13 protein-coding genes are annotated in these 10,412 nt (G+C 75.6%); 10 read left to right on the top strand and 3 right to left on the bottom strand.

Annotated features, from left to right (window positions below; genetic code table 11):
- On the top strand, positions 1-1,167 hold a 1,167-nt coding region (locus HGCM_RS18955), incomplete at its 5' end, for a M15 family metallopeptidase (protein WP_019137753.1).
- A 51-nt stretch (positions 1,168-1,218) separates the two neighbouring features.
- Here HGCM_RS18955 and HGCM_RS15600 read toward each other — a convergent pair.
- Positions 1,219-2,133, bottom strand: a complete 915-nt coding sequence (locus HGCM_RS15600; RefSeq protein ID WP_019137752.1) for an aldose 1-epimerase family protein — start codon at positions 2,131-2,133, stop codon at positions 1,219-1,221.
- Positions 2,134-2,253: 120 nt separating this feature from the next.
- On the opposite strand from HGCM_RS15600, the gene HGCM_RS15595 reads away from it, so the two are divergent.
- The 8 genes from HGCM_RS15595 to HGCM_RS15560 all read left to right on the top strand — a co-directional run bounded on the left by HGCM_RS15595 (position 2,254) and on the right by HGCM_RS15560 (position 7,754).
- The gene (locus HGCM_RS15595) at positions 2,254-2,931 is read left to right on the top strand and encodes a VOC family protein (RefSeq protein WP_019137751.1); all 678 of its coding nucleotides are present in this window, start codon (positions 2,254-2,256) and stop codon (positions 2,929-2,931) included.
- 173 nt (positions 2,932-3,104) lie between these two features.
- A complete protein-coding gene (locus tag HGCM_RS15590; protein WP_019137750.1) occupies positions 3,105-4,331 on the top strand; it encodes a TadA family conjugal transfer-associated ATPase in 1,227 nt (408 codons plus the stop codon).
- A gap of 3 nt (positions 4,332-4,334) precedes the next feature.
- Positions 4,335-5,192, top strand: a complete 858-nt coding sequence (locus tag HGCM_RS15585; RefSeq protein WP_019137749.1) for a type II secretion system F family protein — start codon at positions 4,335-4,337, stop codon at positions 5,190-5,192.
- A complete protein-coding gene (locus tag HGCM_RS15580) occupies positions 5,189-6,121 on the top strand; it encodes a type II secretion system F family protein (RefSeq protein ID WP_019137748.1) in 933 nt (310 codons plus the stop codon). The genes HGCM_RS15585 and HGCM_RS15580 overlap by 4 nt, the downstream gene beginning before the upstream one ends.
- 76 nt (positions 6,122-6,197) lie before the next feature.
- Positions 6,198-6,437: a hypothetical protein gene (locus HGCM_RS18550; RefSeq protein WP_019137747.1), complete on the top strand. Its 240-nt coding sequence runs from the start codon at positions 6,198-6,200 to the stop codon at positions 6,435-6,437.
- Positions 6,434-6,811 (top strand): TadE family protein, encoded by a 378-nt coding sequence (locus tag HGCM_RS15570; RefSeq protein WP_019137746.1) that lies wholly within the window; start codon positions 6,434-6,436, stop codon positions 6,809-6,811. The genes HGCM_RS18550 and HGCM_RS15570 overlap by 4 nt, the downstream gene beginning before the upstream one ends.
- Complete coding sequence (locus HGCM_RS15565) at positions 6,808-7,275, top strand: hypothetical protein (protein WP_019137745.1); 468 nt, start codon at positions 6,808-6,810, stop codon at positions 7,273-7,275. Before HGCM_RS15570 ends, HGCM_RS15565 begins: the two co-directional genes overlap by 4 nt.
- Positions 7,272-7,754: a pilus assembly protein TadG-related protein gene (locus HGCM_RS15560; RefSeq protein ID WP_246119469.1), complete on the top strand. Its 483-nt coding sequence runs from the start codon at positions 7,272-7,274 to the stop codon at positions 7,752-7,754. The genes HGCM_RS15565 and HGCM_RS15560 overlap by 4 nt, the downstream gene beginning before the upstream one ends.
- A gap of 18 nt (positions 7,755-7,772) precedes the next feature.
- Here HGCM_RS15560 and HGCM_RS15555 read toward each other — a convergent pair whose 3' ends face one another.
- On the bottom strand, positions 7,773-8,825 hold the full coding sequence (locus HGCM_RS15555; RefSeq protein WP_246119468.1) for a LacI family DNA-binding transcriptional regulator: 1,053 nt from the start codon (positions 8,823-8,825) through the stop codon (positions 7,773-7,775).
- Positions 8,826-9,007: 182 nt separating this feature from the next.
- Positions 9,008-9,220 (bottom strand): hypothetical protein, encoded by a 213-nt coding sequence (locus HGCM_RS15550; RefSeq protein ID WP_019137742.1) that lies wholly within the window; start codon positions 9,218-9,220, stop codon positions 9,008-9,010.
- 175 nt (positions 9,221-9,395) lie between these two features.
- Here HGCM_RS15550 and prfB point away from each other — a divergent pair.
- On the top strand, positions 9,396-10,412 hold a 1,017-nt coding region (prfB, locus tag HGCM_RS15545; protein WP_019137741.1), incomplete at its 3' end, for a peptide chain release factor 2.

Genomic DNA, 10,412 nt, shown 5'->3' with positions numbered 1-10,412 from the left:
CCCGCCACGCCGGCTCCCGCCGACGCCGCGACCCCGCAGCCCGAGCGCTTCGCCGCTCCCATCGCCTCGCCCGCCATCCCCGTCACGCTCGTCGGCCCGCAGCCCCAGCGGCTCGCGCCCGCGCCGAGCGCGCCGGAGGAGGAGCCGGTCGACACCCAGCGGATGTGGACCACGCCGGTCACGGACCCGGCGCAGCACCACGACGAGCCGACGGACGCGCCCGTGCAGGTGCCGCCGGCCCCGGCCCCCGCCGTCCGGGTCGTAGCGCCGCAGGCGCAGGGTTGGACCACCCCGGTCGTCTCCGAGACCGCGCACGCGCCGACGGAGCTCATCGCGCAGGTGACGCCGGAGGTCGCCGCGCTCGTCGCGGACGCGCTGGCGGAGGCCGACCCGGAGCCGGCGGCCGACGACGAGGCGCCCCGTCCCGCCCGCACCGTGCGCACCCGCTCGATGCGGGCGAGCGTGCGCTTCGGCGTGGTGGGAGCGCTTGCGGCGGCGACCGTGGCCGTGCCGATCGCCCGCGGTGCCATCACCGGGGCCGACGTGTTCGCCGGCGGGCCGTCCGTCGCGGAGTCCTCGCTGCCCGGCACGGTCTCGGCGCTCACGGAGCAGCCGACGTCGGTGCTGCCGCCCACGTCGCTGGTCTCCGACGGCTCGTCGTCGACGATGGTGCTGCGCGACGAGAGCGTCTCGCGCGACCTCGTCCGCGAGGCGATCCCGGGCTGCGACCCCGCGCAGCGCGCGGGCGGCGCCAACGGCCTGCTCGCCACGCAGGACCTGTGCACCCTGTGGGACGGCCGCACGCGCCTGCGCGCCGACGCGGCGTCCGCGCTCACGGAGCTCAACAACATGTACGTCGCGCGGTACGGCGCCGACATGTGCATCGAGTCGGGTTACCGGTCGCTCGCCGAGCAGCGTGCCGTCAAGGCCACCCGCGGCGGCCTGGCGGCCTCGCCGGGCAAGAGCAACCACGGGTGGGGCCTGGCGATCGACTTCTGCAAGTCGATGACGTACGGCACGCGCTGGGACTGGCTGCTGCAGAACGGGCCGGTCTTCGGCTTCGTCAACCCCGAGTGGGCCAAGCCCGGCGGCGGCGGCCCGCAGGAGCGGTGGCACTGGGAGTACCTGTCCGGCGTGAAGGCCGACGGCGAGTACTACGGCGAGTGACCGCCGGGGCCGCGGCCGGGAGGCACGCCCTCACCGGCCGCCGCGGCGGCGTCAGAGCAGCCGCAGGCCCCAGGTCGACTCGTGCGAGGCGCCCGGGGCGAGCGTGATCACGTCGTCGCCGGTGCGGAACGCGTCGGCGACGCACGTCATCGGCTCGGCCGCGACGGCCCCGCGCTGGATGCCCTCGAGGCCGTCGCCCGAGCAGACCTGCCACGCGCGGAACGTCTCGTCCGCCCACATCGCGGAGGCGTGCCCGTCCGGGGCGGCCAGCACGATCCAGGAGAGGCCGTCGGCGTCGCGGGTGGGCCCGGTCCACGCGTCGTCGAGCTCGACGCCCGCGAGCGACGCGGCCTCGCGCAGGTCGTAGACGCCCGCGACCGGCTCGATGCCGGTCGGCAGCAGGCGGTCGTCGACCGTCACGTGGTGCGTCGCGTCGACGCGCAGCGTGCAGGCGTCGACCGCGGCGCCGCGGGTCGACAGCCACGGGTGGAAGCCCAGACCGTACGGGGCGTCGGTGTCGCCGAGGTTGGTCGCCACCGTGCGGATCGTCAGGCCGGCGTCGTCGAGCGCGTACGTGATCTGCAGGCGCACCGGCCACGGGTACCCGTAGGTGGGCACGACGACGTGCTCGAGCGTCACGCTCGACGCGGACTGCTCGACGGCGGTCCAGCGCTCCCAGGAGACCAGCCCGTGCAGCGCGGTGGAGCGCGACGGCTCGGTCACCGGCACCTGGTGCGTGCGGCCCGCCCACGTGTACTGCCCGTCGCGCAGCCGGTTCGGCCAGGGCGCGAGCGCCATCCCGGCGAACGCGGGGGCGATCGCGTCCTCGTCGTAGGGCATGACGACCTCGAGGCCGTCGACGTCGTAGCGCCGCAGGCTCGCACCCACGGAGGCGACGACGGCCCGGTGCGGGCCGTGGGACAGGACGTGCTGCTCGCCCGAGGGGGCGGTGGTGGGGATGCTCACGCCGTCAACCTAGCGACTCCCGCGCCGGCCGCCGTGCACCGAGGGTCCCGGGCGGGCGTCTCCGGCAGGCGCCTCGGAAACCGCGTGCCGCCCGCTCGCGCCGGGCCTAGCGTCGGCCGCATGACGGTCCGGTTCCTGGCCCTGTCCACCGAGGCGCACGACCCCCGCGCCCTCGCCGCGTTCTGGGCGGCGCTGCTCGGCCGGGAGGTCGCGCCCGACGGCACGACGGTGCTCTCCGACGACCCCGGGCAGGTAGTGCTCCGGTTCGAGGAGAGCCCGGCCGAGATCGTCGAGCACAACTGGATCCACCTGCACCTCACGTGCGGGACGCCCGACGAGCAGGACGCGGTCGTCGCGCGGGCGCTGTCGCTCGGCGCGAGCCACCTCGACGTCGGCCAGCTGCCGGAGGAGGGGCACGTCGTGCTCGCCGACCCGGAGGGCAACGCGTTCTGCGTCCTGGAGCCCGCCAACGGCTTCACCGCCGGCTGCGGCCCGCTCGGCGAGCTGGCCTGCGACGGAACCCGCGAGGTCGGCCTGTTCTGGAGCGCGGCGCTTGGCTGGCCCCTGAACTGGGACCAGGACGCGGAGACGTCGATCCAGCACCCGGTGCACGGCGGCACGAAGATCTCCTGGGGCGGCCCGCCCGTGAACCAGAAGGAGGGCCGCACCCTCCGCTTCGAGCTGGCGGCGGACGACGAGGACGTCGACCGGCTCGTCGCGCTGGGGGCGACCCGCTTCGCGGACGGCCTGCTCGCCGACCCGGACGGCAACGAGTTCCGCGTCACGCGCTCGTCCTGAGCGCGGCCGACCCGCCCGGACGCCACCCGTTCGGGCGATCGTCCAGCGTCCTGTGGACAACGGCCTGCGCAGTGAGCGTCGCTTCCCCTAGGGTCTGCTCGCCTGGTCGAACCGGACATGACGGACGTACCGGGCGGGCATGACGTCATCGGCAGCGGTCGGCAGGGGGTGGCATGGACGCGGTCGCGATCCTCGAGCGCGAGGTGCGCGAGGTCATCCGCCGCCGCGGCCTGGACCCCGTGCGCGACCCGGCCGGGGTCGCGACGCTCGTGCGCGCCGCGATGGCCGACTACGACGAGCGCTCGGTCGTGGGCGCGGTCCCGCCGATCGTCGACCCCGCGGCGGCGCACAAGGCCGTCGTCGACGCCGTGGCCGGGCTCGGGCCGCTGCAGCAGTACCTCGACGACCCGGAGGTCGAGGAGATCTGGCTCAACTCGCCGACGGAGGTGTTCGTCGCGCGCCGCGGGGAGGCGGAGCTGACGACCACGGTGCTGACCGAGCAGCAGGTGCGGGACCTCGTCGAGCACATGCTCAAGGTCTCCGGCCGGCGCCTGGACCTGTCCTCGCCGTTCGTCGACGCGACCCTGCCCGGCGGGGAGCGGCTGCACGTCGTGATCCCCGACGTCACGCGGCGGCACTGGTCGGTGAACATCCGCAAGTACGTCGTGCGGGCGTCGGACGTCGACGAGCTCGTCGCGCTCGGATCGCTCACCCAGCAGGCGGCCGCCTTCCTGCGCGCGGCGGTGCGCGTGGGCCTCAACATCCTCGTCTCCGGGGCGACTCAGGCGGGCAAGACGACCATGCTCAACGCCCTCGCGGGCGCGGTTCCGCCGCGGGAGCGCGTCATCAGCTGCGAGGAGGTCTTCGAGCTCCGCCTCGCGGTGCGCGACTGGGTGGCGATGCAGTGCCGCCAGCCGAGCCTCGAGGGCACCGGCGAGATCCCGCTGCGCCGCCTCGTCAAGGAGGCGCTGCGCATGCGGCCGAACCGGCTGATCGTCGGCGAGGTCCGCGAGGCCGAGGCGCTGGATCTGCTCATCGCCCTCAACGCCGGCGTGCCGGCGATGTGCACGCTGCACGCGAGCTCGGCGCGCGAGGCGCTGGTGAAGCTCTGCACGCTGCCGCTCCTCGCGGGGGAGAACGTGTCGGACCGGTTCGTGGTGCCGACGGTCGCCTCGTCGGTGGACCTGGTGGTCCACCTGGAGGTGGGGCCGGACGGGCGGCGGCGGACACGCGAGGTCGTCGCCGTGCCGGGGCGGGTCGAGCAGGGCGTCGTCGAGACGACGGAGCTGTTCGCCACGCGCGGCGGCCGGCTGGTGCGCGCCGACGGCTACCCGCCCCACGCCGAGCGGTTCGAGCGCGCCGGCATCGACCTGGCGGCGCTCCTGCGCCCGCGGGGGTGAGCCGTGCCCGTCGTGGTGGGTCTGGTGCTGGGCGCCGGCGTCGCGTGCGTGTGGTGGTCGCTGTGGGCGCCCGCGCCGAGGCGGGACGACGGGACGGGGTGGCGCGCCCGCACGCAGGACGCCCTCGTGCAGGCGGGGGTACGCGGCGTGACGCCCGGTGGGCTCGTGGCCGCGAGCCTGGTCGTCGGGCTCGCGGTGGGCGTGCTGGCCCTGGGCGTGACCGCGACCCCCGCGATCGCGGGCTGCTTCGCGCTCTTCGCCGCCGCGGGGCCGTCGGCGCTCGTCCGCGGCCGGGCGCGGCGCCAGCAGGCGAGGCTCCGGCGGCTGTGGCCCGAGGTGGTGGACCACCTCGCGTCCGGCGTGCGCGCCGGGCTGGCGCTGCCGGAGGCCGTCGCGCAGCTCGCCGAGCGCGGCCCCGTGGAGCTGCGGGAGCCGTTCTCCGCGTTCGCGGAGGACTACCGGGCGACCGGCAGGTTCGGCGACTGCCTCGACGCGCTCAAGGCGCGGCTCGCCGACCCCGTGGCGGACCGGATCGTCGAGGCGCTGCGGATGACGCGGGACGTGGGCGGCACCGACCTCGGACGGCTCCTGCGCACCCTGTCGTCGTTCCTGCGGGACGACCTGCGGACGCGCGGCGAGCTCGAGGCGCGGCAGAGCTGGACGGTCAACGCCGCCCGGCTGGCCGCGACGGCGCCGTGGGTGGTGCTGGTCGTGCTGGCCAGCCGGCCCGAGGCGGCGCGCGCCTACGACTCCGCCGCCGGGCTGGTCGTCCTGCTCGTCGGGGCCGGCAGCACGGTCGTCGCGTACGCGCTGATGACCCGCATCGCGCGCCTGCCGGACGACCCGCGGGTCCTGCGGTGAACCCGGCCGCCGCCGGAGCGCTCGTCGGGCTGCTCCTCGGGGTCGGGCTCGTGCTCGTCGCCGCCCACGTCCGGGCGCGGCGCGTCACCCTCGACCAGCGGCTCGCGCCCTACCTGCGGCCCCGGCGGAGGACGTCGTCCCTGATCAGCGCCGAGGACGTGCGGGGGCCGTTCCCCACGCTGTCGCGGCTGCTGGCGCCGGTGATGGCCGACGCGGTCCGGGTCGTGGCCCGCGTCGGGACCGCGACGCCGGCGCTGCGGCAGCGGCTCGTGCGTGCGGGCCGCGAGGAGACGGTCGAGCAGTTCCGCGCCGGCCAGGTGGTCTGGGGCGTCGTGGGTACCGCCCTCGGCCTGGGTCTCGCGCTGCTGCTCGCCGCCGCCCGCGGCGCCGCGCTGCTGCCGCTCGCCGTGCTCGTGGGCACGTGCGCCGTTGCGGGCGCGCTGGCGCGCGACTGGCTGCTCTCCCGGCAGGTGAGCGCGCGCGAGAGCCGGATGCTGGCCGAGCTGCCGGCGGTCGCGGAGCTGCTCGCGCTCGCGGTGGGCGCGGGTGAGGGTGCCGTCGGCGCGCTGGAGCGCGTGGTGCGGACGACCCGCGGCGAGCTGAGCGCCGAGCTCGCCGCCACCCTCGCGGACGCACGCGCGGGCACCCCCCTCGTCGTCGCGCTCGACGGCCTGGCCGGCCGCACGGGCCTCCCGGCGCTCGCCCGGTTCGCGGAGGGGGTGTCGGTCGCGCTCGAGCGCGGGACGCCCCTCGCGGAGGTCCTGCGGGCCCAGGCCCAGGACGTGCGCGACGAGTCGCGGCGCGCGCTCATGGAGACGGGTGGCCGCAAGGAAGTGCTGATGATGGTGCCCGTCGTCTTCCTGATCCTGCCGGTCACGGTGCTCTTCGCCGTGTTCCCCAGCCTCATCGTGCTGGACGTGGGCCTGTGAGCACAGCCCACCTCCACGTCCGTCGAGACCCACCCGACGTGCCGCAGACCGACCGCCCCCTGACGAAGGAGACGACATGACCCTGCCCGTGAGCACCACCCACCACCGTCGGCCGGGCGGGGAGCCGAGCGTCCTGACGCGTCTCGCCGCCCGCCTCGCGGCGCGCGCCACAGCGAGCGACGACCGCGGCGACGTGCCCGGCTGGGTGCTCGTGACGCTGATGACCGCCGCACTCGTCGCGGGCATCTGGGCGCTCGCCGGGGACGCGCTCGAAGGGCTGTTCCAGGACGCGATCGCCATGGTCACGCAGCGGTGAGCCCGCGCGACGACCGCGGCTCCGCGATCGTCGACTTCGTGCTGGTGGGGGCGCTCGTCACCCTGGTCTTCGCGGGGGTCGTCCAGCTCACGCTCGTGCTGCACGTCCGCAACACGCTCGTCGACGCCGCGGCCGAGGGGGCCCGCTACGCGGCGCCCGGACGCACCGACGACGACGCGGTGGAGCGCGCCAGCACGTTGGTCGAGGGCTCCCTCGCGCCGTCGTTCGCGCAGGACGTCAGCGCTCGGCGGACCCGGCTGGGCGGCCTGGACGTGGTCGAGGTCGAGATCCGCGCGCCGCTCCCGCTCGTCGGCCTGCTGGGCCCGTCCGGGGTGATGACCGTGCGCGGGCACGCCCTGGCGGAGGGACCGTGACGAGCGGGTGGGGGAGCGCCCCGTGGCCGAGCCGGCTCGGGGACGAGGAGGGCAGCGCCGTCGTCGAGTTCCTCGGCGTCACGCTCGTGCTCCTCGTCCCGCTCGTCTACCTCGTGGCCGTCCTCGGACGTGTCGAGGCGGCGGCGTTCGCGGTCGAGGGCGCGGCCCGCGACGCCGCCCGCGCGTACGTCGTCGCGGACGAGGAGCGGGCGGGGGATCGCGCGACGACGGCCGTGGCGATCGCGCTGGCGGACCAGGGCTTCGACGACGACGCGGCCCGCAGCGTGGCCGTCGCGTGCTCGGGCGACCCCTGCCTGACCCCCGGCGGGGACGTGACCGCCACCGTGACCGTGCGTGTGCCGCTGCCCTTCGTGCCGCCACTCGTGCGCGACGTCGTGCCGCTCGAGGTGCCCGTGACCGCGACGCGCACGGCTGCCGTCGACGCGTTCCGGGAGGCGCCGTGAGGAGCCGCGCCCACCCGGTCCGACGGGCCGCGTCGGACGACGACGGGCAGGTCATGGTGCTGACGCTCGGCTTCGTCGTGGTCGCGCTGCTGCTCGTCGCGGTCGTCGGCTCCGTCGCGGCGGCGCACCTGGAGCGCAAACGGGTGCTGGCGCTCGCGGACCTCGTCGCGCTCGACGCGGCGGACGCGCTGACCGAGCAGGCGTACTTCGAGCGTGGCCTCGGCGCGGACGGCGGGATCGACGGCCTCCCGCTGTCCGACGCGGCGGTCCGCAGCGCGGTCGAGGACTACCTGGAGCGCCACCCGGAGCAGTGGTCGGGGTGGCGGTCGCTGCGGGTGCGCGACGCGTCGAGCCCGGACGGGCGCAGCGCCCGGGTCGAGTTCGTCGTCGTAACGAACCCGGGGCCGGGCGGGTGGCTGCTCTCGTGGTGGGGCGAGGGCGTCGAGCTGCGCGCGGAGTCGGTCGCGCGCGCGTCCTGACGGGCTGACAAAGGCCGATCAGCGCGGCGCCGGGCCCGTGCTCTCCCGCACGACCAGCTCCACCGGGATGCGCTGCTGCGTCGGCTCGGCGGCCTGGCCCGCGCGCACGCGGTCGATGGCGGCGAGCAGCGCGTCGGCGGCCAGCCGGCCCTTGGCATCGAAGTCCTGGCGGACGGTCGTCAGGGGCGGCTCGGTGGTGCGGGCCAGCACGCTGTCGTCGAACCCGACGACGGACAGGTCCTCGGGCACCCGCAGCCCGCGCTCGGTCGCGGCCTGGATGACGGCGGCGGCCATGAGGTCGGAGAAGCACAGGACGGCCGTCGGCGGCTCGTCGCCGGCCAGCAGCTCGCGGGCGGCGTCGGGCACGTACCGCTCGTCGTTGTCGTGCGCCTCGTACGCGCTGACCTCGGCGCCGGCCGCGGCCAGCGCGGCGTAGGCGCCGTCGACGCGGCCGCGGGCGACGACCCCGACGCCGGCGGTCGCGGCGTCGTCCGCCCAGGCGTTGCCGCCGCGCAGCCAGTTCGTCGTGAAGAGCGCGACGCGGCGGTGGCCGAGCGCGAGCACGTGCTCGGCGGCGAGCCGCCCGCCCGTCTCCTCATCGAGGAGCACGCTGGAGACGCCCTCGGGCGGCTCCTGGTCGACGTAGACGAGGGGGAGGCGCCGGCGGACGAGCCACTGCACCGCGGAGGCGTGCGGCGGGCAGGCGTAGACGAGCGCGGCGTCCATCGCGACGTCGCGCGCGGCGACGTGCTGGCCGGCCTTGCTCTCGGGCAGCAGCGTGATGGCGACGCCGTGCTCCGACAGGCCCTCGGCGAGCGCGCCGAAGAAGGCCGCGGCGACGGGGTCGCGGAAGGCGGTGCCGATGGACTCGGTGAACAGCACGCCGACGGCGCCGGACGAGCCGCGCGCGAGGGCGCGGGCGGCCGGGTCGGGGCCGACGTAGCCGAGCTCGTCGGCGGCGGCGAGGATCTTGTCGCGCAGCGCCGCCGAGAGCTGGTCGGGGCGGGAGAACGCGTTCGAGACGGTCATCCGGCTGACGCCGACGCGGTCGGCGACGGTCTGCAGGGTCACGCGCGCCACGGGGTCCCCGGGTGCGTCGTCGGACGGGTCCTCACGGGCACCAGGGTAGGCCGCCGCACGGCCTCCGGGCGCAGGTCCCGCGTCTGTGGCGGTCGCGTCGGCGCTCTCGACGACGCCGCGCGGTGCCGGCCCGGGAGTCGGGGGCGGCACCGCGCGGGTCGCGGTCGTGGCGTTCACACCAGAGGCTGGTGCGGCACCTGGCGGGGCGCGACGGCGTCGGCCCACCGGTGCAGGGTCACGGCCAGGGCGCGCCGGGTGCGCTGCGGACGCTCCCGGCGCGGCCGACGAGGACGAGGCTCGACGACCGGAGCGTCGGGCATCGCGCTGTGCGAGTCCCGGTACGACGCCTGGATGCCGACGAGTCCCATCTGCGTGTTCGGGGTCATGGCTGGCTCCTCTCTGTACCGCTCCAGATCTATACCGATACAGTAGCGCGGGCTTCTGTACCGATCAAGTGCTGGTGCCGAACTTCTCTCCGACCAGCGTGGAGACGAGAGGAGCGGGCCGCGATCGACACTTCCCGGCCGAGCCGTCACCGTGCACCGGGTAGCCTGGACGGTCGTGGCCACCACCGACTTCCCCGCCGAGATCCGCGACCTGCGCACCACGCTGGAGTCCATCCAGGCAGTGAGCGACCCCACGGCCCTCAAGGCGAAGATCGCCGAGCTCTCGGAGCAGGCGTCCGCGCCCGACCTGTGGGACGACCCGGACGCCGCGCAGAAGGTCACCAGCGCCCTGTCCGCCTCGCAGGCCGAGCTCGACCGCGTCGACCGGCTGCGCGCGCGCATCGACGACCTCGAGACCCTCGTCGAGCTGGGCCAGGAGATGGGCGACGAGGACTCGCTCGTCGAGGCCGAGGGCGAGCTGACCGGCATCCGCAAGGACCTGGGCGAGCTCGAGGTCCGCACCCTCCTCAACGGCGAGTACGACCAGCGCGACGCGGTCGTGACGATCCGCGCCGGCGCCGGCGGCGTCGACGCCGCCGACTTCGCCGAGATGCTGCTGCGCATGTACCTGCGCTGGGCCGAGCGGCACGGCTACCCGACGACGGTGCTCGACACCTCCTACGCGGAGGAGGCCGGCCTCAAGTCCGCCACCTTCGAGGTGAAGACGCCGTACGCGTTCGGGCACCTGTCGGTCGAGGCCGGCACCCACCGCCTCGTCCGGATCTCCCCGTTCGACAACCAGGGCCGCCGGCAGACGTCGTTCGCCGCCGTCGAGGTGATCCCGCTCATCGAGCAGACCGACCACGTCGAGATCCCCGAGTCGGAGATCAAGGTGGACGTGTTCCGCTCGTCCGGCCCCGGCGGCCAGTCGGTCAACACGACCGACTCGGCGGTCCGCATGACGCACATCCCCACCGGCATCGTCGTCTCGATGCAGAACGAGAAGTCGCAGATCCAGAACCGCGCCGCCGCGCTGCGCGTCCTGCAGTCGCGCCTGCTCCTGCAGCGTCAGGAGGAGGAGCGCGCGGCCAAGAAGGAGCTCGCCGGCGACATCAAGGCGAGCTGGGGCGACCAGATGCGCTCCTACGTCCTGCAGCCGTACCAGATGGTCAAGGACCTGCGCACGGAGCAC

The organism is Cellulomonas massiliensis JC225 (assembly GCF_000312005.1).
Taxonomy (GTDB): domain Bacteria; phylum Actinomycetota; class Actinomycetes; order Actinomycetales; family Cellulomonadaceae; genus Cellulomonas; species Cellulomonas massiliensis.
The sequence above is the reverse complement of the archived record's forward strand: the minus strand, read 5'-3'. Positions and strand labels throughout refer to the sequence as shown.

Excerpts from the sequence above, each read along its gene's own strand:
- HGCM_RS15595 (WP_019137751.1), top strand. The coding sequence starts at position 2,254 with ATGACGGTCCGGTTCCTGGCCCTGTCCACCGAGGCGCACGACCCCCGC.
- HGCM_RS15590 (WP_019137750.1), top strand. The coding sequence starts at position 3,105 with ATGGACGCGGTCGCGATCCTCGAGCGCGAGGTGCGCGAGGTCATCCGC.
- HGCM_RS18550 (WP_019137747.1), top strand. The coding sequence starts at position 6,198 with ATGACCCTGCCCGTGAGCACCACCCACCACCGTCGGCCGGGCGGGGAG.
- HGCM_RS15550 (WP_019137742.1), bottom strand. The coding sequence starts at position 9,220 with ATGACCCCGAACACGCAGATGGGACTCGTCGGCATCCAGGCGTCGTAC.